This is a genomic window from Enterovibrio sp. QJM3NY_24 (genome assembly GCF_057786035.1).
This window is the reverse complement of the sequence record NZ_CM173519.1, coordinates 720,066-745,969: the sequence shown is the minus strand read 5'-3', so window position 1 is coordinate 745,969 and position 25,904 is coordinate 720,066. Positions and strand designations below refer to the sequence as shown.

Genomic DNA, 25,904 nt, shown 5'->3' with positions numbered 1-25,904 from the left:
TATAGTTTGTCCTGTTCATAGATGAATTAAGGCGTTCACGCCTGACAACGACACATTTTAGGAGCTGAGAAATGGTACTAGTAGGCCGTCAAGCCCCAGATTTTACTGCAGCAGCAGTACTGGGCAATGGTGAAATCGTAGATAACTTCAACATGAAAGAATTCACCAAAGGTAAGAAAACGGTTCTGTTCTTCTACCCACTGGATTTCACTTTCGTATGTCCTTCTGAGCTGATTGCTTTTGACAAGCGTCACGCAGACTTCCAAGCGAAAGGCGTTGAGGTTATCGGCGTTTCTATCGATTCTCAGTTCTCTCACAACGCATGGCGTAACACTGCTGTTGATGACGGCGGTATCGGTCAAGTTAAATACCCATTGGTTGCTGACGTTAAGCACGAAATCTGTAAAGCATACGACGTTGAGCACCCAGAAGCGGGTGTTGCTTTCCGTGGTTCTTTCCTGATCGACGAAGACGGTCTGGTACGTCACCAAGTGGTTAACGACCTGCCACTAGGCCGTAACATCGACGAGATGCTACGCATGGTTGACGCATTGAACTTCCACCAGAAAAACGGTGAAGTTTGCCCTGCACAGTGGGAAGAAGGCAAAGCAGGCATGGACGCATCACCTAAAGGTGTTGCAGCTTACCTGTCTGAGCACACTGAAGACCTGTAATTTGGCTAACTGCTTCACCGCAGTTTCCCCCTAGCGCGAAAGCGTAAAGCCAAAGTCAGCGAAAAATAGAATGAGGCCCGGACCACCGGGCCCTTTTTTTACCAAAATTTCACACCCTCCCCGCTTCTCTTTCTGTTTCAACTCCCTGATGATGTTCGTCGTCTTTTAGTAAGGAACACGTAATGTCTGTATTGATCGAAGTCTGTATCGATAGCCTTGAGTCTCTTCCTATCGCCCAACGCGCTGGCGCTGGACGTATTGAACTTTGTAGCTCTTTAGCCACAGGTGGCTTAACTGCCAGCGCGGGTTACATGAAGCATGCCGCTCGCATTGCAACGGTTCCTGTATACGGTATTATTCGCCCGCGCGAAGGGGATTTTCTGTATTCCAGCGCCGACATAGAGATCATGCTGGAGGATATTCATACCGCTAAATTGGCGGGATTAAACGGTGTGGTGATTGGCGCACTTGGTGCTGACGGAAAAATCGATGAGGTAGCGGTTAAAGCGATGATCAACGCCGCCTCTGGCATGGGTATTACCTTTCATCGTGCCATTGACCATTGCTCTGCCCCGTTTGAGGCGCTGGAGTTTTTGATGGCTCATGGCGTAGAGCGCGTGCTGACCTCTGGACTTGCCAAGCGTGCCGACGAAGGTATTAACACGCTAAAAGACATGGTAAAGCTGACCCAAGGCCGACTCAGCATCATGCCGGGCGCAGGGGTTTCTCCAGAGAATGCAAAACGCATTATTGTCGAAACAGGCGCGACAGAAATTCACCTTTCCGGTAAGACCACGCGCCCATCCTTGATGAGTTACCGCAATGAGAAAGCGACCATGGGCAGCGGCGAAAGCGACTTCGCAATAACCGTGACCAACCCAGACACCATCTTACACATGGTTGCGGCGCTGCAATAAGCCAAGCTCGCACTTTTCCTGACGGGGGATTGCAATGCTCCCCCATCCTTCTTAGGGTGAACAAGACCAAGTAGCACGTCACCTATCGCTATAAGGCACCCGAACAAGCAGGAGCGACAGCAGCATGGCAAACGCAGACAAATCCAAAATCATCCCGAAAAAACGCAAACTCACCAAAGAAACCTACGAAAATACGCTGGCCGATCTTCAAACTGAACTCGTAAAACTTCAAGAGTGGGTAAAACACCAAGGGCTAAAAGTCGTGGTGGTGTTTGAAGGGCGTGATGCCGCAGGAAAAGGTGGCGTGATCAAACGCATGACTGAAAAGCTCAACCCTCGCGTTTGTCGCATTGTCGCTCTGGATAAGCCCAACGAACGTGAACGCTCTCAATGGTATTTCCAACGTTACGTTTCTCACCTTCCTGGAGCGGGGGAAATCGTGTTGTTTGACCGCAGTTGGTATAATCGCGCAGGCGTGGAAAAAGTGATGGGATTTTGCAGCGACGACGAATACGAAGAATTCTTCCGAACGTGTCCTGAGTTCGAGCGCATGCTGCAACGCTCTGGCATTATTTTGCTGAAATACTGGTTTTCAGTGTCTGATGAAGAACAAGAAAAACGCTTTCAAGAACGCATAGATACACCGATAAAACGCTGGAAATTCAGCCCAATGGATTTAGAGTCTCGCAGCCGCTGGGTGGCTTATAGCGAAGCCAAAGATCGCATGTTCTCCTACACAGACACCAAAGAGTCACCGTGGTGGGTCGTCGACGCCGACAACAAAAAACGCGCACGCTTGAACTGCATTTCTCACCTTCTCTCGAGCATCCCCTATCAAGACATTCAATACGACAAAATCGCACTGCCTGAGATCAGCAAAGAGGGTTATGTCCGCGTGCCATTAGACAGCCAAAGCTTTGTGCCGGATGTGACAAGCAAGCGGGAATAACACCACGAACCTCAAACAAAAGGCGCAATCTGAAAGGGTTGTGCTTTTTTATCTGGCTTTTCTTTCTGTCTGCGCCCCTATTTAGGCATCGCCAAAAAGCCGTCTCCCCTCACAATTCTGTCGGTTATTTGGCGCTAATTTGCCCCCGCAGCCCATTCCGCACTGAGATTTGTGGGACTGCTTCAAATAACGGCCTGTTCTCATCACTCACGCGCTAATCCATCTATATATTCCCGCCCCATCGTTCACTAAAAACAATAACAAGCAGATGAAAAAGAAACAGTTAGCATGCCTGATCACGGCATTACTCGCAGGAATTTGCAGCCCAGCCGCATTCGCTAGCCCACCAAACGCTCAAACCGTTTACTTCAATCAAAAAGCCTTACCTTCTGATACTCAAGGCACGCTTGCTGCCAGCGTCAGCATGGCACAAAGCGTTATTATGCCGACCGTGCATGGTATAGAAGGTGATCGCCAGCCACACGTTGTCGCTTTGCGCAAAACGCTGGTGATTTTTGAACCCCATACGCAAGAAGCTCGCCAAGACGAAGAGATCACGGTTGTCGTGAAAAACCGCCAGGGCACCGAAGTACACCGAGCAACCATGCTCCCGCCTTCGGCACAGCCAAAACCCACAGGCCAAATTGACATAAACACGACCATTGTCGTGCCAGAGAGCTACGCACACCGTATCTCTTCACAGCATGCCATTAGCGCTATCGCTGGCACTCAGGGGCAAGCAGAATTTAACGCACTGCTAACCCAACATGGCACGCTTGAAGTCGCAACAAGCAATGGCAACTTTGCTTATGACTTTATGCTGCCTGAAGGCCAAGAGCTTGATGGAAAGATCGTGACCTTCTCCTCACAGGCTGGCTACAACTCCACCATTAGATACTCTCACGGCGTGGACACACTCAGCCAGGGCAATCGCATCACCTATAACAATGTGGGCGGGCTTTGGTACGCTCAATCTGATGTTGATTATGGCAAGCTTGCCTACAGCGACAAAGCATACACAACGGTACTGCCTGCCGAAGTGATTGAGCCAGGCTTGAGCCTGACGTTCAGCAATGGTGATCGTGAAGGTGTCGTGGAAAGCATTAAGATCGGTGCAAATACCACACTAATCATCAACACGGTAGACGTGGGTCTGTTAACTGAGCCGCGTGGCGAGTTCCGTTTTATGACCGATGAGAAACTGCATCGTGACTATTTCCAGTCAATCCAAATCAGCAAACTTATCGTCAACCCTTACGCACCGATCCATCTTGAAGAAATCATGTTGCCGGATGGTCGCCTATTGGTCGATGTTGACCCCAGCGAGGCCGACGCTTACGGCAGTGACTCCCACTACCGTATTGCCCGCGAGCTGATATCTTCCGGTATCAACAGCGCCAACTACGGCGTAAACAGTGCTGATGTAATGAACAGTTCTGTGTGGAATATCAGTGCGCCCTATCATGCTGCGCAAGTTACCGTCAATAACGCCATCGGCAATTACAGCGATGGCCTCATCACACACGGCATGCTGGGTTCCTACGCGGGAGTGGCGTCGGTTGTTAGCTCAACGGGCAATGAATTCAGCCATGAAGTCGGCCACGAGTTTGGCGCTGGCACACATGCAGCAGCGCACTATCTGGGTGGGTTTGCTGGCTCAGTACATAACCGTTCAACCAACATCAATGCGACTTGGGGTTGGAACCTGTTCGGCAACACCTTCCTCCCCAACCTCAGCAAAGGACGAAACAACGGCTCATCGTGCTATGAAGGTCAATGCGCGGAACCGTTCGAAGGTCACAGCTTTGGCTGGGGAACCATGGCCGGTGGTTGGCCATTGCACCCGAATGGCAACGAATACACACTTCACACCCCTTACGAACTGAATGTGTTTCAGGGCTTTATGGAAAGCAAAGCTAACTTTGACCCTTCTTCACCGTCGGGTTTCAGTAAGTGGGACAAAGAAACCCAAACCATGCAGCCTTGGGGCAATAACCTCTCCGATGATCTCAACCTTTCTGTGATTAGCGTGAGCGGCAACAATGAGCTCGCAGCGTTTGGCCCAGACAATCGCAAGTTCCATGAACTGTTCGAGACCGTCAACGCGGTTCGCATTCAAACCGGTAACGGACACTGGGCGCGTGATTTCTACCTGCCTGCTGACAACGCCTTTGAAGGTAAAATCGTGGTATTTAGCTCCAGTGCGGGCTACAACTCCCACATCCACATTGGCGATACCTCCATTTTGCTGTCCAATGGCAACAAGCACGCATTCCGTTTCGCGTCAGGCCAATGGACCGCCGTTGAGAATGACATACTTGATAAAACCGTAGCCCGCATACCAGAGAAACAAGGTGTTGCTGTCACCACCCTTGTCGGTTACTACGACCCAGAAAACACACTACCTAGTTACCTTTACCCTGCCCTTCACGGCGCTTATGGCGCAGTGTATGTCGATAACTTCAGCGCTTCCTCGTGCCAGCTGGACGTACTGACACAGAAAGGCGGCACCAAGACCTACAACCTGCACAACCGCCGTTTCAAAGAAGGCCTGATGAACCGCTTCCATATCAATGTGGAAAGCGCGCTGTCTCCTTATCGCGCCGAGGTTTACTGTGACAATCAGCTACTCACCAGCATAACGATCAGTGCGCCACAAACAGCATTGAAAGCGGGCATTGTAACCACAGAGCTGGGCGAAGCACCGACGATTTCAGGCGTTAGCGATATCACGCTTCAACAAGGTGACGTGTTTAACGCACTCGATAGGATTACAGCGTTTGATGCGGAAGATGGCGACATGACGGCCAACATTGAGGTTTTCGGCAACGTTGATCCCCAAACGCCGGGCAGCTATGTGCTGACGTATCGCGTGACTGACAGCGAAGGCCAGACGGTTTCAGTGACTCGCACGGTAACCGTTGAAGCAAGTGCGGCTTGTATCGCCAACTGGGGAAAACACACCATTTACGTGGGCGGCGACAAAGTTTCACACAACCATGTCGTATGGTTAGCCGGTTGGTGGACCAACGGTGAAGAGCCGGGCACGACGGGCGAATGGGGCGTTTGGAAGCAAACCGACGACAACAGTTGCGGCGCCCCAGAACCCACGCCTGATCCAGATCCAGAAGTGACACCGCCACCGCCAGGTGAATACCCAACGTATCAACCGGGCTTAGCGTATCAAGAAGGGGATATCGTGAAAGGCAGTGACAACAAACTGTATCAGTGCAAGCCGTGGCCAAACTCCGGATGGTGCTCAAACCCTAGCTATGCGCCGGGTACAACACCGTTTTGGCAAGATGCCTGGAACTCGTTCATCTAAATAGAGAAAGCGGAACAAAAAAGCGGTGACCATGTTCACCGCTTTTCTTTATCTTTCTCTTTAACCGAATGTTAGTTGAAATCCGCTAGTCACCTTTTCGCATCGGGTTGAGCTTTCCGCCCGTCACTGGGTCAGATTTGCCTTCCGCTTTCATACGTTCAGCACGGCGGCGACGGATCTCTTTGGGATCAGCCATCAAAGGACGATAGATTTCAATGCGATCGCCATCGTGGACCAGCGCATCCAGCTTCACCAAGCGGCTAAACACACCCACTTTGTTCTGTTTCAGATCAATCTCAGGGTATGCATCCAAAATGCCAGAATGACGAATAATGTCTTCCACATGCATATCAGGTGTCACAATCGACTTAAACACACGCTGCACGTCGGGCAACGCGTAAATCACTTCAATATGCAGCAGCTTTTCATCGCTCATACACGACTCTCGCCCTTTGCGTAAACGCTGTCACCATGTTGACCGCTAACTCGTTAAACACCCGGCCAAACGCCATTTCCACCAAACCATTGGTAAATTCAAAATCCAGATTCAGCTCGATTTTGCATGCATCTGCATCCAGCGACGTAAAATGCCACCCGCCGACTAATTTACGGAACGGGCCGTCGACCAGCTCCATCTTAATCGCTTGCCCTTCCACCAACTCATTGCGAGTCGTGAAGGTTTTACGGATACCCGCTTTAGCCACATCCACCGATGCTGTCATCGCACTGCCAGTCTCTTCTAACACGCGAGATCCAGAGCAACCCGGCACAAACGCAGGGTAAGCTTCTACATCATTAACAAGCTTAAACATTTGTTCAGCACTGAACGGCACAAGTGCAGAACGTGTAATTCGCGGCATACCATCTCCTCATTGCCTGATGTCACATCATATCATCGGAGCGTATTTATCCCCAAACGTCTTAAAAATGCAGAAGATAGGCTGTGTTTTAGCCATCCAACCCCTCCTTTATGTGAACGAAACTGGCGAGAATCCAAAAATCCCATAAAAACTATATCGCCCGTCACTACCACTACGTATAATGCCGCCATTATGGTAAAGAAAAATTCAAAGAATAAAGCGGGCGCCAATACAATTGCGCAGAACCGCCAAGCTCGCCACGACTACTTCATTCAAGATGACATTGAAGTCGGGCTTGAGCTACAAGGTTGGGAAGTGAAAGCCCTACGAGCCGGTAAGGTCAACATCGCGGAAAGCTACGTGTTTTTCAAAGATGGCGAAGCTTACATGTCGGGTGCCACTATTACTCCTCTTAACGTTGCTTCTACGCATGTAGTGGCAGACCCTACGCGTATCCGCAAATTATTGCTGAAACGTCGTGAACTAGACACACTGATGGGCAAGGTAAACCGTGAAGGTTACACCCTTGTTGCTTTATCTATGTACTGGAAACAGTCATGGGCTAAACTTAAGGTAGGTCTGGCGAAAGGTAAAAAACTTCATGACAAACGTGATTCTTCAAAAGATCGCGATTGGGAACGCGATAAAGCGCGTATCATGAAGCATTCAACCAGATAATCATTGACGCAGCAGGGCTTTATGCTAACATCTGCGTCAGAAAAAATCCGGGGCTGATTCAGGATTCGACAGGATCAAGAAGGCTCGTGGAGCATGCCGAGGGGCGGTTTGCCTCGTTAAAAGCCGCAAAACAATAGTCGCAAACGACGAAAACTACGCACTAGCAGCTTAATAACCTGCTAGAGCCTGCTCTCCCTAGCCTTTGTCGGTAGGACGGGGATCAAGATGCAGTCAAACCCAAACAGACTCGCGTGGAGGCTTACACCTAATAGCCAAAGCGTTAAAACTAAATTAGGTATGTCATTACATAGCGTGTCTATTCGCAGTGTGGTGCCGAGAATAAAGATAGACTAAGCATGTAGCGCCATTAGTTAGACTGATTTTGGACGCGGGTTCAACTCCCGCCAGCTCCACCAATCGATTGGTTCATGAATCTTCATGAAGCTTAAAAAGCCCGTAAGTTCTAGTGACTTACGGGCTTTTTTGTGCCTATACTTATCCATTAGCGTTCATAAAATAACACCTAACTTACACCAAAAATAACACCAAGATTTCTTGGTGCCATTTTCTTGGTGTTATTCCTAAAGTGGGTGTCATGAATTGAAAGGATACGTATGGCACGCATGGTAGTCCCGCTGACTGACACTGAGATCAGGCACGCCAAACCCAAAGATAAACCTTACATCCTCTATGATGGTGGGAATCTGGAGCTTTCGGTTCGCCCAAGCGGGAAAAAGGTATGGATATTCGTCTACAGCCGCCCATACACCAAAAAACGCACAAAACTCACTTTAGGGCCTTACCCAACACTCACCCTTTCCAACGCACGTAGAAAACGCGAAGAATATGCCACGCTGTTGCTCGATAATATCGACCCTCAAGAGTACCTTGATAACGAGCAACGAAGAGTCTTAGAGAGCATAGAAAACACACTCAGCAAAGTGGCAGCGGCCTGGTTTCAAGTAAAGAAAAATGATATCAGCGAAGACTATGCTGAAGACGTTTGGCGATCACTCGAACGACACGTTTTCCCCAAGCTTGGGCACTGCCCGATAACCAAACTCTCAGCACAACAAACTATTGCTGTACTCAACCCCATTGCCAAGAAAGGTAATCTCGAAACCGTTCGTCGACTGTGCCAGCGACTCAATGAAATTATGATCTATGCCATTAACACAGGGATTCTTTTTGCGAATCCTCTTGGTGGGATCAAAGCGGCTTTTATCAAGCCTCAAAAAACAAACATGGCCACGATCAGGCCTGATGAACTGCCCGCTTTTCTAAACGCCCTCTCCAGAGCCAGTATCAACAACGTCACCCGATGTATGATTGAATGGCAACTTCACACAATGACTAGGCCCAGCGAAACAGCGGAAGCCAGGTGGGATGAAATCAACCTAGATGCCCAAGTTTGGTCAATCCCAGCTTCCAGGATGAAAGCCAAAAGAGAGCATGTTGTGCCGCTGACGCCACAAACACTGGCGATACTGGAAGAGATGAAAGCAATTTCTGGCCACCGTGTTCACATTTTCCCTGGAAACGGAAATCCGACAAAGCCAGCCAATTCCCAAACAGCAAACATGGCCATCAAGCGTATGGGATACAAAGATTTACTTGTCGCTCACGGACTTCGCTCCATCGCAAGTACTGCGCTCAATGAGTCAAAAGCCTTCGATGCCGACCTTATTGAATCCGCTTTGGCACACAAAGACCACAATGAAGTACGCTCCGCGTATAACAGAGCACACTATTTGGAACTTCGTAGAGAGCTTATGGCCTGGTGGAGTAACTACATCGATGATGCGTTTAGTAAGAGCTTGAGAAGACACTGATTGATGTTGAGCGAACACCGCAAACTCGAAACTGGTGTTCTTCTTACCGCAGGTTTCGACCACTATTCCCACGGAATAACTGCAAAATTTCAAAGTGGTTCAATACCATGGCATCGGAGAAACTATGAGAGTACCAGTTAAAACTGATAATGCAGGTGAACGTTTCTTTGAAATACCAAACGAGCTGCTTGAAGAATTAGGCTGGCAAGAAGGCGACGAGTTGGAATGGGACAAGAACGATGATGGCTCGTATACGTTATCGAAAAAACACACATCAGTTGACCACTTGTATGTTGAAGCTTTGGGTGATTAGCTATCTCCAAGCTCTAAAGTCAGTGAGGATGCTTGGCCACATAATGCAAAGTGAGTCAAAGTAATTGAATTTAATGATATATTTTAGGATCACTCCTTCTATTTTACATTTGTTAGCTCGAGGATTGTGGCACTAAAGTAAAAAGGCATGGTGCTATCTGAATACAGTTTATAGATGCTTTCTTTATCGCCTGATAGGAAGAGCACTGCTGTTGTATCAAAGCAATCCAAAAGATTTCGGATTTGCGTGTGAAACAGGTAAAGGTGTGGCCTTAGCAAAAGCTCGGTGTTTTGAACAATTAGTAATGGACGTCGCTTATCCCCGCACAAGTGAAGCAACGCCTGCATTTCTCTGAATTCGATTGCAGCATCCTGCTCGGAATTTAAACTAGATAGCTCCACATGTTTGCATACAAAATCAAACTCATCTCCCATTGGCTTCACTATAAATCTCACAAAGCCTCCAACATCAAAGTTCGCATCATGTTTAATAACACGCCTAAAGACAAGTCCTAACCCCACAGCTCTTAAACACTGCTCAGTAAAATGCTCCAAACTGTCATCTATATTCATGATTTTAATGTTTTTTATTTATTGGAGTAATTCTGACGGTACCACATATTGTCAACGCCAGTTTAAATTTGACCCACTTTTCGAAGTTATCGCCGAAGTAAAACTGACCACCCATGTAGCCGACTGCAATATCAAAGATGCACGACATTGCTATCGGTATGATGCACAGGCTCAATCCCCGACGCTTTTTTCAATTTGCTCAAACAACCAAACAACGCATATTGCCTAGACTCGGACAGACCAAGATCAACCAGCTGGCTTACCGTCGCTTGAGGATGCAATTGAATATAGCAGCTCACCATATACAGCTGAAATATGTCTTTCATACTGAATCCAGCCGAAATCCATCGTGACATGTCAAAATCATCACGCTCTTGCATCTCCAGCATCGACTTGACCAACTCTTCCAACATTAGCTTGGTTGAAACTCCCATATCACTGTCTCCCATTTAGTGGCTTTGTACAGCATTCGTATCTACATAAGACACACGATAAACCCTAGACTCCAATTTGAATCCTGTAAAGATACGAATTGAATCTTTTAAAGATACTTCTCGTATCTTTCAGGGATACCAAGTTGTCCACAATGTATCTTTATAAGATCCTTTATGTGATCGTAACGTGATTAAACGAGAGATAACCGAAGAGTTACGCTCTTTTCCAAGATGTTTTCTTAGTTACTTGATAGGATTGAAAAATCCATTCGATGAGATTCTGTCTGTATATGATTCAACCGATGTTCATATACATCCAAAAATAAAAATGATTAGATTCAAAGTCCAAGAACAAATTGAACGTAAGTCCCTAAAAGAGGGAAGGAAAATCACTGCCGCAGAGGTAGCTAGAGCTATCGGCGTGCAACGAGCGGCTATCAGTAAGATGGTCCGAAATGACGACTACTCAACGACAACGAAAACGCTTAACGCATTGTGTGAATACTTTGAGTGTGAGTTGCATGATTTAGTGGCTTACGAAAAAGCCTAGATAATATCTGCCACAAATATCAGCCAGCGATGGCTGGGTAGCTGGCTGGTATTCACTTATCTTTGCCAGCCAGCGCGAGAACATACAAACCAACAAAAATACCAACCACCATACTCGCTACCGCAGCAAAACCATTCAAAGACAATGAAGGCATCGCCACCAATAGTTGAGAATCATTCCCGCCTTTCGCCATCACTGCGCCAACCCCCATCAAACATCCTGCAGCAAAATGCTTAGCTGCGCTTTGAAATGCCATGCCGCGCAAAAGAAACGACCCCGTTAGCTTTGCGGCAACAAACATACCCAAAATTAAAATAGCCACCAGCATAAATCTTGTAGATTCAGGCCATTTTTCAGTATCACCATGCCAGATCGAAAGACTCATCGAGCGCAACAATCCACTTGGTGTCCAATGAGGTTCATACAGAAAAACCAAACCACCCAATAGCCCGATTCCAAGAATAGAGAGCCACAACTTCCGACGCTCTGGCCTAACAAAGAAAAGACAACACAGAACAACCAAAGATAATGCCGTCAAAGTACCATAGCGTATCGGCCCACTTAGGTGGATTGACTCAGGAGCCGTCGCTTGAGGAATTAAAGGTTCAAGGGCTAACCAAGCAACTACCCATCCCAAAATAGTCATGACCATCGGTAATTCGCCACGAGCAAAACGGCTTACCGTCGATACGCCGCATCCCCCGTTTGCAGCTGCACCAAGACCAAAGAGCAACCCGCCTACAAATGAGAAAGTGCTTGGGTATAAACCACGTTGAGGCTCCATAGCGACGAAATAGTGCCCACTGGCCATAAGTATCCAAGCGAAAGTACCACTTGTAACAATGGCTAATAAGAAAAAGGGGTTTCCCGATTTCGCTTGCTTAACCCCTCTTACCATGCAAAGCCCTGTTGATTGAGAAAGGTAGCCAATCGAAAAAATGCACACCATAGTCAGAATAAAAAGCATTCCATCTCCATGTCAGTATCCAAAGAAATCCATTCTGTTTACTATAGACAAATACAGACCTCGAAGGAGTTGCTATGCGGAGACAACTGATTGATTGGTTTAGGTATATGCATCCAGACACTCCAGTGCATTTAGAGAACCAGCCACTTCACTTCGACAGTATCGACGCCCTAAACATGCTTGATACAGATATTCTGGGTCCCATCGAACTCCAACATGGCTCAGTCTCCATCACCTACGGCTTTACCTCCAATACGCTTAAAAACCATCTGCTACGCCATAGCCCAGGTCAAATGGCCCCCGCTCTTGACCAACACGCAGCTTCAGAGCTCAATGCCAACGGAAAACTCATTTGCAAACGACAAGGTGCAGCTTGTGATTTTCTGGTGATGGGGTTTGAAAAACGGATGGACATCATTGCTCAATTCATCATTACCCAGCTACCTTTCGATAGACTCTACTTCTATGGCAAAGACAGGCCTATTCATGTGAGCATTGGCCCAGACAACAGTCGATTTGTACAGATAATGAAACCAAGCAACCAAGGGCATGCAGTGCCAACAAAGCGAGCAACAAGCATAGATAGCCTCAGATTGTTTGAATAGCGAGGATGAAACATGGACAGTGCGCAGTTTCAAAAGTTGGTGGCAGAAGCCTCTACAGGAAAACACCTTCCCGATGCCATCTACCTCCACAAAGACGCCTTTAACGCTCTTCCATCTGCACTGGCCGAGTTCATTTATAACGTTGCCAAGGCCCTGAAAATTTCCGAAGATAACTGGCATATCGTCAAACTCAGTAAAAACGATTTTCGCCTGTCACTGCTTAACTACCCTACTTTCTACACCGAGGCCTATCCCAGCCTAAAACAAAGCGTCACCGTCGACTTGTCCAAACTGATGCATCGTATTACCTCTTATGAAGACAGCGATAATCCGCCGATACTGCATCGTAAAGAGCTGATGATTTTACCGGACAGCCCTTCATATGCGGATTTTCAGCAGGTAACACAGGAAGGAGAAAACGCAGGACTTTACGAGAATTCACGATTAATTGGTTTTAAGCAATCTTGGTTAAACCTCATCGCCCAGCACGGTTACGAGCTGGTGGATGGTCGCTTGTTTAGAACGGCAATGCTGGCCGATAGCGATGAGCATCAGATAGACAGACACAAAACCGCGATTGTCCGGCATGCACTTTCTTCCCCCATGAAAGCTCTCGCCAAAAGCGGCTACCTCAATGGTGACTATTCCGTTTTTGATTACGGATGCGGCCGAGGTGACGACATGCGAGAGCTCCTTGCCCATGGCATTGATGTACTCGGATGGGATCCAAACCACTACCCAGACGGAGAAAAAAGCCATTCAGACATCGTCAATCTTGGCTTTGTACTTAATGTGATTGAAGACAGGGACGAAAGGCTCGATGCGCTCCTCAACGCTTGGGAGCTCACAGACAAACTACTAGTTATCAGCGTCATGTTAGGGACAGAGCAATTCATCGCCCAATTTACGCCCTACAAAGATGGCGTGATCACCTCACGCAACACTTTCCAAAAGTACTACCAACAAAGCGAGATAAAAGCCCATATTGAACGAAGCCTGGATGAACAAGCCATTACTGTCGCGCCTGGCATCTTTTACGTGTTTAAAGACAAGCTAGAAGAGCAAGCATACCTGCAAAACCGCTATCGCCGACATCATGGCTGGAAGCAAATCACCGCCCCAAAAACACCCACACAAAAAGAAAAGGCCACTCTCGTTATCACTCAAAACGCCATGCTTTTTGATGCCTTTTGGGTCACAAGCTTAGCGCTCGGACGCGTCCCCGCAATTGATGAGTTCGAACACTCAGACGCCATTAGGGAGCTTCTTGGATCGCATAAGAAAATCCATAGGCTGCTATGTGAATATCACGGTGAAGAGGCGTTCGAGCTAGCGGAAGTGCAGAGAAAAGAAGACCTATTGCTTTACTTTGCAATGGGACTGTTCGAAAAGCGGCGCCCTTACACACAACAACCAGAGCGGTTGAAGCGAGATATCAAAGCCTTCTTTGGTGACTACAACACAGCCTTAACACTCGCGCAGGACTTACTGTATTCCATTGCTGATACCACAGCCATAGAACAAGCTTGTATTGACGCACACCAAACTCTTCCAGCGAGCATACTGAACGACGGCCATTCACTGCTGTTTCACCAACGTTATTTAGGCCAGTTACCGCAAATACTCCGCGTGTACGTGGACGCAGGCCTCCAAATGTATGGTGATATCGACAATGTCGATGTGATTAAAGTGCACATTCAATCTGGAAAACTCACCTTGGCTACCTATGACGACTTTGACAACAGCGCCGTTCCATTTCTCGTCGAGCGAGTAAAGATCAAGATGGCCGAGCAAGACATCGACTTTTTTGATTATGTTGTTGAAAGCAAACGCCCGCCTCTTCTCAACAAAGGCCTACTACTAGGCGAAGACGTTGAACAACAAAGCAAGCAACGCGCTTTTGATAAACGCTTGGCGACACTATTGGGGGTTTCTCATCAAAGTGAGGCATTGATGGGGCGGGCCACATTTGAGCGTGGGCTGTTTGAAGAAGGGAAAATGATAGCAGGGTATAGATTAACCCCCATGAAGCAACCCAACTACTCAAATAACAAATCAGATTCGTAGTCATAAATATCAATAGATTGACGCTGAACACCAATGCCTTTATCTATCATAATATCAGCAAGTTGCTCACCATCGATCAGAATGATTGGAACACAACCTGGTTTGAAAGAAATATCTTGGGCTTCTCTTGTAAAACTACTGGTCGTTATGAAAATACCCTGTTCAAAGTCACCTGTAATATCCCCTCGGAATTGAGACACATCAGGTCGACCTACTTTATTGCCTTCTGCATAGCGTTTACATTGGGCTGCAACACGCATCTCTGCCAAACCAATTTTCAAAAGTCCTTTAACATCAATCCCTCCATCACGACTAAGACTGGTTACCGACATTTTGGTAAAGCCATAACGATTTAGGAAGATCTTACTGAACTCTTCAAACTTAGCCGGACTCAGTTGGCGCAGAGAAGCAAGTATTTCGAACTTAACTCGCTCTCTCTGTTCAGCAGCCAAATCTTTTATGCGTTCAATTAGATCAATAACGACCATCTCTTCCTTGATGAGATTGCTTTTACTATCATTCAGGTTCAGATCGCCCGAAGGATATCTTTGAGAGTCGTAAAGTTCGTATGTCCCATCCGGATGGGCAACAAAATAGCGCTCTTTATGCATGTTGCTCATGGACTTGTTGACGCAATGCCGTCCCAACGTTACGCGAAGAACACTCAGTGGTGTCTTTGCACCAAAGGTATAGAGATCTTCGGTCACAATGACATTCATGATTTTCTCAAGAGAGTCTCGACCACCAAGTCGATTTAATGCTTCAATTGCAGCGCTAGAAATAGTATGAGTTGTCACAGATATTGCTTTAACTTGTCTAGTATTTCCTGCAATGGTAACTCTTTAGTCATATAACACCAAGACATCCTGATCGCATTATCAATAACTTCTTCGTCAAGCTGCATCGCAGTAAGCACATGACTTGGTGTATAGCTATTTGACGTACATGCAGAGCCATTAGACACTGCCGCAATCCCCTTTAACGCTAACATTGCTGTTTCTGAGTTAAGTTCAGGAATAGAAAAGTTAATCACATGAGGGGCAGTATTCGCACCGTTGACAACCACATTGAGTTCACTTAGCGCATCAAGCGCTTGTTCCTTAAGTAACAAACAATGCTTAGCCCAATCCAGTGAATATTGGTTTGCTAACCTTGAGGCTTCACCTAGTCCCGCAATCAATGCGACTGGGAGCGTTCCCGGGCGCAACCCTTTCTCCTGGTCACCACCAAACATGATTGGCTTTAAAGGTGTCTTTCTGAAACCGCGTCGCCGACAAATTAGCGCACCGACCCCTTTAGGCGCATAAACCTTATGACCACTAACACTAACCAAGTCGATACGCTTGTTTTTTAAATCATCACTATATTTACCGAAGCTTTGGGCCGCATCAACGTGAAAGTAGGCATCGTGTTCTTCCAGAACTTCACAAAATCCTCTAACATCCTGTATACAACCCGTTTCGTTATTAACGTGCATGATTGAAACCAAGCATGTGTCTGGTCGCAACGCTTCACGAAGAGAATCGGGAGATACAATTCCTTGGCTTGTCACTTCAAGGTAAGTAACGTCAAAGCCTTCTTTTTCTAACTGTTCAAAAGGCTCCAGAACAGCCTTATGTTCGATACAGGTAGTGATGAAGTGTTTTTTGCCAGAACACATTGCGTGCTCACGCATTCCCAAAATGGCGATGTTGTTGCTCTCTGTAGCCCCACTAGTGAATACAACCTCTGTCGGATCCGCATCCAATACTACCGCAACTTGCTTTCTTGCCGATTCAATGGCTTGCTTTGCCCGCACGCCAAACTCATGAGTTCGACTTCCTGCGTTACCAAATTCTTCTAGCATGTACTTGCTAACTAATTCTGCAACTTCAGGTGCTACTGGTGTCGTTGCATTGCAATCTAAATAAGCAGTCACTGGTGATTTCCTATATCTAAAGGGAGACTTTTTGCTTTCACTGACGTATAGTACACAACCTGTTCGTACGAACAAAATCACTTGTTCGTAAATACATAAAGTTACGTTTGGATATGGCAAAGCTAATTTCAGGAACTTCGTTTCCGGCAATAAAAGGCATTCAAGCTGACACTGAGTTTTACACCGTTATGTGTCCTCTCAAGCGCCTCAGAAGAATATTCACCTTCGATGAGAGCACATTACCTGTTAATGAGCGGGCTCAGCGCATTCTGAACCCAGAGCGTATACCTGAAATCAGCAACTACATTCTCTCAAACAGAGACAGCTATGTCTTCTCTGCGTTGACAGCATGTATTGATGGTGAAAGTGATTTTACGCCAATCGGAGACGGCAAACACCAACAACGCATTGGTACACTCACTATCGATGACGACGCCGAGGTCTATATCACTGATGGTCAACATCGAAACGCAGCGATTCTTGAAGCCCTAAAGCAAGATCCGTCGCTTGGTGATGAAAGTATTTCTGTTGTGTTCTTTGTAGGTAAAACTCTGCCAGAGAGGCAAAAGATATTCAAAGACCTCAATCTTTATCCTGTCAAAACAGACAGTTCTCTCAGTCTCACTTACGACGATGAGCCAGATGCGTTGCTTTCTAAAAGTGTGGTTTTTGACAGCCCAGTGCTTTCGAAATTAATACATATGGAAAAGAGCAATTTAGGTGCCCGCTCTAAAAAACTCGTCAGCCATAGCGCGTTGAACAAAGCAACGAGAGAGCTTTTTGATGTCATTAATGAAAAGACGTTCCAGGACCAAATCCCTGCTGCGAGAGAATTTTGGGAACACTTGGTGAAAGTGATTCCTGCTTGGCATCTAGTATATCGGGAACAGGTGTCGGGGGGAGAGGTGCGAGAGGACTCAATCCACGCGTACTCCGTAACTTTTCAAGCACTTGGAATCGTCGGCAATTGGCTTCTGAAAAACGATCCAGACTGGAAGAAGACAACAACATTGCTCGGAGATATTGATTGGTCTCGAGCCAATAAAAAAGATTGGGAAGGCCGCTGCGTTGTCAATGGTGCCATGCGCAACTCTTCTGTAGCGACTAAATTAACGGCCAATCGCATCAAGCACTATTTAAATGTTCCTCTCAGCGAGAAAGAAAAAGCTGAAGAGAAAAAATTCAAACAGGCGAAACAGAGCAAGTAACTATTAGGCTCAACGAATATTATGACAGTACAAACACATACACCTACTTACTCTGCATTCAACGAACTTGGTCTAAAGCAGACGGTTCAAAATCTAGTTGAACGTACGAAAAACCTCTATCTGAAAGACGATATTCCTTGGGTTATCGGCTATAGCGGAGGTAAAGACTCAACAGCGATTTTACAGCTAGTGTGGACCGCAATCAGCGAGCTGAATGCTGAGGGAAATGCCCACAAGCCAGTTCATGTCATCAGCACTGATACGCTGGTAGAAAATCCAATTGTGGCCCTTTGGGTAGAACGATCTCTCAACCAAATGCGTATAGCCGTTGAAGAGCAATCATTGCCGATTCAACCTCATAGATTGACCCCGAAAGTCACCGACCGCTTCTGGGTCAACTTGGTGGGTAGAGGTTACCCAGCACCTAGATACAAATTTCGTTGGTGCACTGATCGACTAAAGATCAGCCCTTCGAACAGCTTTATCCAGGATGTCGTTAAGAAAAACGGCGAAGCGATACTGGTTCTCGGCACTCGTAAGCATGAAAGCTCCGTACGCACTGCGAGTATGGAGAACATTGAGAAGCGCACTGACAATACCCGTAAGAATGACGGACTAAATGTTAATACACAACTTGACCGTGTATGGGTTTACACGCCTGTCGAAGATTGGACAAACGATGATGTTTGGGCGTATCTCACGTCCCAAAAGAATCCTTGGGGCTTCAGAAATGCCGACTTATTAGGCATGTACCAAGGCGCTACAGAAGGCGGTGAGTGCCCGCTGGTCGTCGACAAATCGACACCAAGCTGTGGTGATAGTCGTTTTGGCTGCTACGTCTGCACCATGGTAGGCGAAGACAAATCGATGGCGGCTATGATTGCCAACGACGATGAAAAAGAATGGATGCTTCCGCTTCTTGAGCTCCGTAATGAAATTGACATTAACGATCCCAATGAAGATAAAAAGAAGAACAAGATTGCTCGCGATAAGAGCAATCGCGATTTTCGACGCATGAACGGTAGTCTTACCGTTCACATCAGCATGAAGGACTTTAGTGACTCTAAGGAACTTGAAGATAGCGAAGATCCTTTCGAGCTGCTTGCTCAGTACGAAGATACCACTGATTACAAGTACGAAAACTTGCCGGCAGATATTGTTCGCGGTCCTTATAAGCAAGAGTTCCGTGTTCGCATGCTCAGAAAAATTCTAGAAGCTCAACTTTATGTTCAAGAAACAGGTCCAATCGAAGTTGCCAACTTAGAGCTGCTTACGCTTGAAGATCTAGAAGAAATTCGCCGTTTGTGGGTAGAAGATAAAAACGAAGTAGAAGACTTCGTGCCTGTGATTTTTGAGGAAGTCATGGGTAAAAAATATCCTGGTCCAAAGCGTGCTTATAGCCCTGTAATCAACAATGAAATGCTGCGCAAGTTAAAAATATTCTGTGAACAATTCGATGACAAAGACGGATTGAAGTATCAACAACTTCGCTCGCTTCTTGCAATAGAAGACAGATATAAGCACCAGCTACGCCGAGCTAAAATTTCAGATGATCTCGAATCAGCTATCGAAAAAGGGGCTTTTGCAAGTATTAGTGAAGCACGCAGATTTGCCCTTGAAAGAAGCAAAAACGAATATGCCATCAAGTTAAAACGCCTTGAAGAGGCTGGAGAAACGCGAGAGTTTATCGACAACATTGAGCGTAATTTGCAGATACTTGATGTCAAGAAAGATCTAAACAAAGTAAAAAAATATAAGCAGTTACTCGCGCAACTCACCAACACTGGACAACCATCCGAGAGTCGCGAGATCGCGCCGAATATCATTGATGGTCTTAAAAAGTTGTATAACTACTACATCAAACAGATAGATTTTTCTGTCGCTCTTCTAGCAAAAAAAGAGCATGAGGACAGAGAAAACGACGAACGAAATGCAAAACTAACCCAACCAGAGCAAGTAAACGTTCTGGAGATTAATTCATGATTTTTAAAGCAGTAAAACTCCATAACTTCGGCATATACCGTGGTGAGCACTTTATTGATCTAAGTGCTTGCGAGCATGACAAACCGGTCATCCTATTTGGCGGTTTGAATGGCGGTGGTAAAACCACCTTTCTTGATTCCTTACAGCTAGCTCTGTACGGTAAACATGCCAGATGTTCGAATCGAGGGAAGCTGTCATACAGTGACTATCTAAAACAGGCAGTGAACCGCTATGCGGAAGAGGGTACGGCTTCTGTCTCTCTTACATTTACGCACCAGCAGGTCACCAAACTCAATGAGTATGAAATAACGCGCTCTTGGGCAATAAATGGCATAAAAGACATTGCAGACTCAATAACAGTCAACGTAAATGGTAATTTCGATAAACTACTCACCGAGAACTGGGATGATTTTGTTTCGGAGTTTATTCCACAAAGTATGTCAGAGTTATTCTTTTTTGATGGTGAAAAAATTGAAGATCTCGCGGACCCTTTGCGGTCAGCCCAGCTTATTAAAACCGGCATTGAAGCACTGCTAGGATTGGATCTTTTTAGTCAATTGTCTGTCGACCTCAACACTCAAAGGCAAAATAGACAAAAGAGAAACTTGGATAGAGAAGCCTCCAAGAAAGTAGAAGACTTAACTTCACGCAAAGAGGTTTTAGAGGGCAACCTTAAAGCTTTAGATTCATTGATTGCAAAAACGATCACTGAAAAGGAAGAGCTTCAGGACCAACAAACCATTTTGGATTTCAGATTCAAAAATTCAGGCGCTCATCTGTTAGAAGCATTAAGTGAACTACAAGTCGAAGAGAGCTCTGTCAAAGCAAGAATTGGGGCGATAGATAGCAACCTAGTAAAACTTGCTGCTAGTGCATTGCCACTTTCTCTCGCATCAGAGCTCTTTGAAGCAACTTACAAGCAATCTAAACTTGAAGAGGATCAAAAAGAGCGAAGAAGTGCTGCAAAGTATATATCTCAGCACAACGAGATGTTACTTGATTTGATTAGGGAGAAAAGTTCAGATCTAGTTGGTACGATGGAAACCGTGCTTAACGAGATGGAAGGACGTCAAAAAGCGAGCGAACAAGATTTGGGTGAAGTATTCCTTAACTCCAACCCTGCAGTTTTTGAGCTTGTTTCGTCATCCATCGAAGCTGAAAAGGAAGACGCGAGAACCCTACTTGCTGAAAAAAAAGACCTTATTGAAAGCTTGTCAATTATTGAGAAGAAACTCGAAGCGATTCCCGATTACGCATCGGTTGAGAGCATAATCAAAGAAAAAGATTCGCTATCTCAATCTATCGAGCAAAAAACTCATCAGTTAAAAGCCGCTCTCGAAGATAGAGCTCAATGCAAAAACCAACTGCATGAGAATGAATCTAAGCTTGATGCTACATTGATTCAGAAGAACTCAGAGGAATTCGAGCACCAACGAAATCAGCAAGTGGCAGAGCATCTTGTTGACATGAAAGCTATTGTTGATGAGTTTAAGGCAAGTCTGGTCAAAGAGAATATTTCAGGTTTGGAAAGGGCGATTAAAGCGAAGTTCGATCAGCTCGGAAGAAAAGAAGCGCTTGTTTCTGATGTGAAAATCAATCCAACAACGTTTAATATGACGCTGTTTGGGCTAGATCGCAAACCACTTGATCCAAAAAGATTATCTGCAGGTGAACGTCAATTACTTTCAGTTGCTATTCTTTGGGCTTTGGCAGAAAAGTCGAAGAAAGAAATCCCAACGATTATTGATACTCCGATGGGACGCTTAGACGGAAAGCATAGAACCAAACTAGTAGAAAACTATTTTCCAAATGCAGCAGGACAAGTCATTTTACTTTCCACCGACGAAGAGATTAACGGTCAGTATTACAAGAAACTTAAGCCATCAATCGCTAAGGAATACCATATCCTCTATGACGATGCTTCGCGTACTTCAACTATTGAATTAGGTTATTTTGGAGGTCAGCTATGAGCATTGAAAACATCCGTTTATCGGAGAAAGCAAAAAGCCAGCTCATCACCATTAAACGTAATACAAAAATCGAGAACTGGAATGTACTTTGCCGGTGGACCTAATGCTTTCCCTCAAAGAGCCTAGCATTCCACCACATGAAGATATTGTCACTGACAGTAATGTGGAAATGACATGGAAGGTTTTTGGTGGTGAATTTTCCGATATCTATCTTGCGATGCTTAAGCAACGCATATATTTAGATCATGGCAAGGTCGATGAAGATGAGCTCTACTATCATTTCAAGCTTCATATTCATCGAGGTATCTCTTATCTAACACGCAACTGCAAAAGCATAGAACAATTGCTATCTTGCTAATTTATAAAGCAGGCTCTATTTTATAGAGCCTGCTACACTAAAACTAGTGAGATTTAATCATCAAGATCTTGATAATACTCATTCTCTTGCTGTTCAGGTGAACGAGTGAGTACACAAGCATCAAACCAACTATCGAGAACTGGATAAGTGTATCCAAACCATTTTTTTAGAGAACTTTTTAACTGAGATTTCGTGCTTTCAGAGGCCTTTTCAATGTATTCATCTTTATTTTTACTCCAGTCAGAGTTTGTGACATTTGCTTTTATAGAATTTTCATTTAAGTTAAGTAGATAGTTATAATACCCAACTCTTGATTCGGAAATCAAATATTCAACAACATCAAAATCCACGTCACAACTTAACTCATCATCTCTTGATAGATAAAGCAACTCTAACCAAAAATAGCGAAAATACGTTGCATCCGGCTTATCCATGCCTTTTATTCTATTTAAAGGATTATCTATATCTCTAAGTAGAAATGTTTTTAATTTCCCACTTTTCTTGTTCAATGATTCATTCAAACAAACAATAATAGATTCAACTAAATTTGGAACACTGCTCCCGACAACATTTTGCCTTTTTGCTACAGATGCCAATGCCAGGAAAAAACCTACAAAAGAGGCATATGTGTTGAATAGCTCGTAAAATTTCTTTGTATTTTCAACATTTAATTGTGAGTCACTTCCAAGATACTCCTTAGCTAAAAGTCTATCAAAATCATTTCTCTTAGCGCCAATAGCCTCCCATGCCCTTGAGGTATCATCTATTTCTTTTTGGCCATACTCCTTCCAGTGATCATAACTATCCTTAAGAGTCCAATACATGCCTTGGCCTTGGCTTATAGCCTCTTTTGCCAAGGAAGCATGGACCTCTACAGTGCTCCAATTTTCAAGCAAACTAGTCAGAGCTGCTGAATGAGCTTTGAAAGGCAGAAATGTTTCAAAAACAAGAATTATGGCATCTCCCCAACACTCCATATATTTTTCAATAAATTCATCTGCCAGATTCTTGGGGAAGAAATCTTTTCTTATCTTACTTCTTTCAAATATTTGACCTTCATACTCCACTTCTCTAGGCAACCAGTCTGCAAGTCCTAAAGTTTCTCTCATATACCTATTTTTATCTGTCCAGTTTGGTTTCCCTGATATTTTTATATTAACATCATCAACAAATTTAGTAGGTCCAAAAACTGTTCTAAGTACTGCATCCCGCAGCATTTCAATATTTGCAATAGCACTCCACTTTATCGGCCTTGATGACTGTTGCTTTTTACTAGACCCAGGATAGTCATATTCAATACCATAAATTGGAAAGCTACAGTTCTCAGTTCTTATTTTGTTAAGTGTTTTACGGGTAAATATATTAAGGAGATCGTTATCAGATAAAAGTATAATACGACTCTCTGATGGTCTCCTAGCATTTTGGTTTACGTCAACAAATAGTTTTCTTGCACTATCATGTTGATCAATCAAGCTTGAACCATTAGCAAACTTCAAAACACAGACTGGAAATTCTATTTTTGATATATTTTCATCCAGCCATTTATCCCCACCAAGACTTTTTATTATTTCATTCACTCTATTCTCATAAAAGTACTTATATTTTTCACCGCTTTCTTTCCATGAATCAGTAATAGTTCTAGCAATTGCTAACATAGCCATTGCTCTATGTTGCCCATCCAATACAACTAATCTAGCTCCCCCCTCATTCCAACTTAATCTTGACAAAGGTAGCGAGCCTTTTTCTCCTTTAGATGTTGCTAGATCTTGATATTTATATGCCTTACCGCTCTTATATCCTTTCCAATATGCGCCACCATGCTTTTCAAGTGCTATTTCAGTTTCATCATCAAATTTTGAGCGAGGTAACGTCTTTCTAAATGGAAGAATAGCAGCTACGATTGGAGGGAAAAATGACAAACCTTTATGTGCATTTTCTAATAAATATGGAATAAGTTCAGTTGCAACCCTATGATCATCCAAGTCTCGTTGCAGTAATTGATCAAAATCCATTTTACTAAAATCTAAGAGCTCTCTCACCGGGAATAGCTGTCTAGTCAATCTTTCTGAAGACTCATTTTCCTCAAGTGACAGTCGAGCATTTGTCAGTATATAGTCAACTGTGCCTGCAGCACTCCAAAATTGACCTTTTGTTCCTGTGATTTCATGCTCCCAATTAATCACTTCATCTTCTATATCATCAAAAATTAAATCGTCCATTATATTTTTCCTAAAATTGGTCTATACATTCTATTTAGCATATACTCGATAAAAAGAACAATTTTCTTTGCATCCTCGCTATTGGGCTGATTAACCTCAAAGTGTTTACAAATTGATTTAATATCCAAAGTATAAACAATCAACTCCTCTGCTGAAAATCCTGCGCCATACACCCGCTCTGCAAAGGTCTCTCCTTCAAAGTAGAATTTATCTTTTTCCTTTGGAGATACTTCAAATAGTGAGTCAATTTGAGATTTATGCTCTAAGAGGCGTTTTTTTAGACTGTATGCTTTTCCTATGTAAAGAGGCGAGCTCATTACCTCTTGGCTTACATTAAGAAACTCTGAGATAACATTCCTATTACCTTCACTAGATAAAACAACATCAACATCCTGAGAGTCACTAATAGATTCATCATTAGTAATTTTTTGAGTCACTGCATCACGCCAAGATATGAGGCTTTTTTCCTCTAACTTACTATTCCACTTCAAACCGAAGTTACTATTTACTTCGGCAATAAGATTACTAGGTCTATACAAATCAAATATTGATGTAACTAAACCAACGAAGTCTTCTCCATCTCTCGACCAGTCTACACGTTCTATTTTCAAAGAACCGAACCAGCAATATATCCCTGGCTCGTCAGTCACCCTATGAAGCTCGTCAATTTTATATTTTTTAAATAAAGTATTAATATAGCCATCAATCATCATTTAACTTCCGGCAAATCGAAAACATATCGCCATAAATATTCTCATAGTATCTTTTTAAGTACTGATGACCTGATATACTTGAAAATTCATCGACAAGCAAGAAAAGTGCATTTAACTCTAAGCTTAAAGTGCGAATCTCATCACCACAGAATTTAATTACACTAGCCTTTTCACTCGCATCAGTAAGATTTATTGTTATAAAAACCCTTTTGAGTTCAATCGATCCTCTAGTTTTATATGACTTAACTTCACTATTTAAAAGTGTTACTACTTTTTTATCTATCGTGCTTATTATTTTATATATATCATTTTTCTTTTCGCTTTTTTCCAGCTCAATAATTTGCCTTTCAGATATTTCATTCTGGCACCTTGCAAAATCAGCTGTTTTCTCTTGAGCAGAAACACTGTTGCTCAACTCAATTCTTGTCAACGCTAGTTCTTTTTGCTGAATTTGAATTGTGTATAAAAGTGCTACAAATGAAAAGAAAGCAAGTATTGGGTTAAGAACTCCACCAAAGAAGTCACCAAAGGTCCCCACTTCTCCGGGTTATTAGATATTTCATACTCACCAAAGTGGAAAATGTAAATCCCAAGCACTGTTGAAACTGCAACTATGACGATAAAAACAACGCTAAAAATAAAAACATCACTCTTGCTCATAATAACTTACCATAACAAAAACTCTAAAAAGCTTATTTGACTTATATTTAGCAACACTAACTGCAATGATTATGCTTTGAACCTCGCAGGTCTATATGTATTTACTATTGTACTTGGAAGGCAGTTTTCACT

General features: G+C 44.4%; 25 protein-coding genes and 1 other RNA gene. 16 read left to right on the top strand and 10 right to left on the bottom strand.

All coding sequences use genetic code 11. The annotated features are described in order from the left end of the window. Positions 1-71: 71 nt before the first annotated feature. The 4 genes from AC3CIC_RS03155 (at position 72) to AC3CIC_RS03140 (ending at position 5,865) form a co-directional block, all read left to right on the top strand. Complete coding sequence (locus tag AC3CIC_RS03155) at positions 72-674, top strand: peroxiredoxin C (protein ID WP_016960868.1); 603 nt, start codon at positions 72-74, stop codon at positions 672-674. A gap of 182 nt (positions 675-856) precedes the next feature. Next, positions 857-1,591 carry a copper homeostasis protein CutC gene (locus AC3CIC_RS03150; RefSeq protein ID WP_488515344.1) on the top strand — a complete coding sequence of 245 codons (735 nt, stop codon included), beginning with the start codon at positions 857-859 and terminating at the stop codon, positions 1,589-1,591. Positions 1,592-1,715: 124 nt separating this feature from the next. Further along, positions 1,716-2,540, top strand: coding sequence for a polyphosphate kinase 2 (gene ppk2 / locus AC3CIC_RS03145; RefSeq protein ID WP_488515343.1), 825 nt, complete (start codon positions 1,716-1,718; stop codon positions 2,538-2,540). A gap of 268 nt (positions 2,541-2,808) precedes the next feature. After that, positions 2,809-5,865, top strand: a complete 3,057-nt coding sequence (locus AC3CIC_RS03140) for a M66 family metalloprotease (protein WP_488515342.1) — start codon at positions 2,809-2,811, stop codon at positions 5,863-5,865. A gap of 85 nt (positions 5,866-5,950) precedes the next feature. Here AC3CIC_RS03140 and AC3CIC_RS03135 read toward each other — a convergent pair whose 3' ends face one another. Together AC3CIC_RS03135 and AC3CIC_RS03130 are read right to left on the bottom strand one after the other, a co-directional pair. Beyond that, positions 5,951-6,301: an RnfH family protein gene (locus AC3CIC_RS03135; RefSeq protein WP_488515341.1), complete on the bottom strand. Its 351-nt coding sequence runs from the start codon at positions 6,299-6,301 to the stop codon at positions 5,951-5,953. Then, positions 6,291-6,725, bottom strand: coding sequence for an SRPBCC family protein (locus AC3CIC_RS03130; RefSeq protein WP_488515340.1), 435 nt, complete (start codon positions 6,723-6,725; stop codon positions 6,291-6,293). Before AC3CIC_RS03130 ends, AC3CIC_RS03135 begins: the two co-directional genes overlap by 11 nt. Before the next feature lie 192 nt (positions 6,726-6,917). Between AC3CIC_RS03130 and smpB the strand changes: the two genes are divergently transcribed. The 4 genes from smpB (at position 6,918) to AC3CIC_RS03110 (ending at position 9,548) form a co-directional block, all read left to right on the top strand. Further along, complete coding sequence (gene smpB / locus AC3CIC_RS03125) at positions 6,918-7,403, top strand: SsrA-binding protein SmpB (RefSeq protein WP_017004654.1); 486 nt, start codon at positions 6,918-6,920, stop codon at positions 7,401-7,403. A 49-nt stretch (positions 7,404-7,452) separates the two neighbouring features. Then, positions 7,453-7,819: a transfer-messenger RNA gene (gene ssrA / locus AC3CIC_RS03120) on the top strand. Positions 7,820-8,017: 198 nt separating this feature from the next. Next, on the top strand, positions 8,018-9,235 hold the full coding sequence (locus AC3CIC_RS03115; RefSeq protein WP_488515339.1) for an integrase domain-containing protein: 1,218 nt from the start codon (positions 8,018-8,020) through the stop codon (positions 9,233-9,235). Positions 9,236-9,359: 124 nt separating this feature from the next. Continuing rightward, positions 9,360-9,548: an AbrB/MazE/SpoVT family DNA-binding domain-containing protein gene (locus AC3CIC_RS03110; protein ID WP_488515338.1), complete on the top strand. Its 189-nt coding sequence runs from the start codon at positions 9,360-9,362 to the stop codon at positions 9,546-9,548. Between the two features lie 98 nt (positions 9,549-9,646). Here the strand turns inward: AC3CIC_RS03110 and AC3CIC_RS03105 are convergent, their stop codons facing one another. Both AC3CIC_RS03105 and AC3CIC_RS03100 read right to left on the bottom strand, forming a co-directional pair. Continuing rightward, positions 9,647-10,120 (bottom strand): hypothetical protein, encoded by a 474-nt coding sequence (locus AC3CIC_RS03105; RefSeq protein ID WP_488515337.1) that lies wholly within the window; start codon positions 10,118-10,120, stop codon positions 9,647-9,649. Positions 10,121-10,251: 131 nt separating this feature from the next. After that, entirely contained in the window at positions 10,252-10,554 is a 303-nt protein-coding gene (locus AC3CIC_RS03100; protein ID WP_488515336.1) for a hypothetical protein, read from the bottom strand. A gap of 328 nt (positions 10,555-10,882) precedes the next feature. Here AC3CIC_RS03100 and AC3CIC_RS03095 point away from each other — a divergent pair, with 328 nt between their 5' ends. Continuing rightward, the gene (locus AC3CIC_RS03095; RefSeq protein WP_429740168.1) at positions 10,883-11,104 is read left to right on the top strand and encodes a helix-turn-helix domain-containing protein; all 222 of its coding nucleotides are present in this window, start codon (positions 10,883-10,885) and stop codon (positions 11,102-11,104) included. A 52-nt stretch (positions 11,105-11,156) separates the two neighbouring features. Here AC3CIC_RS03095 and AC3CIC_RS03090 read toward each other — a convergent pair whose 3' ends face one another. Then, positions 11,157-12,071, bottom strand: a complete 915-nt coding sequence (locus tag AC3CIC_RS03090) for a YeeE/YedE thiosulfate transporter family protein (protein WP_488515335.1) — start codon at positions 12,069-12,071, stop codon at positions 11,157-11,159. A gap of 74 nt (positions 12,072-12,145) precedes the next feature. Here AC3CIC_RS03090 and AC3CIC_RS03085 point away from each other — a divergent pair, with 74 nt between their 5' ends. Together AC3CIC_RS03085 and AC3CIC_RS03080 are read left to right on the top strand one after the other, a co-directional pair. Continuing rightward, positions 12,146-12,676, top strand: a complete 531-nt coding sequence (locus AC3CIC_RS03085; protein ID WP_488515334.1) for a hypothetical protein — start codon at positions 12,146-12,148, stop codon at positions 12,674-12,676. A gap of 12 nt (positions 12,677-12,688) precedes the next feature. Next, a complete protein-coding gene (locus AC3CIC_RS03080) occupies positions 12,689-14,743 on the top strand; it encodes a DNA phosphorothioation-associated putative methyltransferase (RefSeq protein ID WP_488515333.1) in 2,055 nt (684 codons plus the stop codon). Here AC3CIC_RS03080 and AC3CIC_RS03075 read toward each other — a convergent pair. Next, positions 14,716-15,540, bottom strand: a complete 825-nt coding sequence (locus AC3CIC_RS03075) for a restriction endonuclease (RefSeq protein ID WP_488515332.1) — start codon at positions 15,538-15,540, stop codon at positions 14,716-14,718. The two genes, AC3CIC_RS03080 and AC3CIC_RS03075, sit on opposite strands and share 28 nt — an antisense overlap. Continuing rightward, entirely contained in the window at positions 15,537-16,661 is a 1,125-nt protein-coding gene (gene dndA / locus AC3CIC_RS03070; protein ID WP_488515331.1) for a cysteine desulfurase DndA, read from the bottom strand. The genes AC3CIC_RS03075 and dndA overlap by 4 nt, the downstream gene beginning before the upstream one ends. A gap of 113 nt (positions 16,662-16,774) precedes the next feature. Between dndA and dndB the strand changes: the two genes are divergently transcribed. The 5 genes from dndB to dndE are packed head-to-tail and all read left to right on the top strand — an operon-like array spanning position 16,775 to position 22,180. Beyond that, on the top strand, positions 16,775-17,869 hold the full coding sequence (gene dndB / locus AC3CIC_RS03065) for a DNA sulfur modification protein DndB (RefSeq protein ID WP_488515330.1): 1,095 nt from the start codon (positions 16,775-16,777) through the stop codon (positions 17,867-17,869). A 21-nt stretch (positions 17,870-17,890) separates the two neighbouring features. Next, positions 17,891-19,852: a DNA phosphorothioation system sulfurtransferase DndC gene (dndC, locus tag AC3CIC_RS03060; protein WP_488515329.1), complete on the top strand. Its 1,962-nt coding sequence runs from the start codon at positions 17,891-17,893 to the stop codon at positions 19,850-19,852. Next, positions 19,849-21,822, top strand: coding sequence for a DNA sulfur modification protein DndD (gene dndD, locus AC3CIC_RS03055; protein ID WP_488515328.1), 1,974 nt, complete (start codon positions 19,849-19,851; stop codon positions 21,820-21,822). Before dndC ends, dndD begins: the two co-directional genes overlap by 4 nt. Next, entirely contained in the window at positions 21,819-21,926 is a 108-nt protein-coding gene (locus AC3CIC_RS03050; RefSeq protein ID WP_488515327.1) for a DndE family protein, read from the top strand. Before dndD ends, AC3CIC_RS03050 begins: the two co-directional genes overlap by 4 nt. Continuing rightward, the gene (dndE, locus tag AC3CIC_RS03045; protein ID WP_488515326.1) at positions 21,926-22,180 is read left to right on the top strand and encodes a DNA sulfur modification protein DndE; all 255 of its coding nucleotides are present in this window, start codon (positions 21,926-21,928) and stop codon (positions 22,178-22,180) included. Before AC3CIC_RS03050 ends, dndE begins: the two co-directional genes overlap by 1 nt. 53 nt (positions 22,181-22,233) lie before the next feature. Here dndE and AC3CIC_RS03040 read toward each other — a convergent pair whose 3' ends face one another. From AC3CIC_RS03040 to AC3CIC_RS03030, 3 genes are read right to left on the bottom strand one after another with little or no spacing between them, the layout of a single operon-like run. Then, on the bottom strand, positions 22,234-24,399 hold the full coding sequence (locus AC3CIC_RS03040) for a ParB N-terminal domain-containing protein (protein ID WP_488515325.1): 2,166 nt from the start codon (positions 24,397-24,399) through the stop codon (positions 22,234-22,236). After that, complete coding sequence (locus AC3CIC_RS03035; protein WP_488515324.1) at positions 24,399-25,112, bottom strand: hypothetical protein; 714 nt, start codon at positions 25,110-25,112, stop codon at positions 24,399-24,401. Before AC3CIC_RS03035 ends, AC3CIC_RS03040 begins: the two co-directional genes overlap by 1 nt. Beyond that, positions 25,102-25,650: a hypothetical protein gene (locus AC3CIC_RS03030; RefSeq protein ID WP_488515323.1), complete on the bottom strand. Its 549-nt coding sequence runs from the start codon at positions 25,648-25,650 to the stop codon at positions 25,102-25,104. Before AC3CIC_RS03030 ends, AC3CIC_RS03035 begins: the two co-directional genes overlap by 11 nt. Positions 25,651-25,904: the final 254 nt, after the last annotated feature.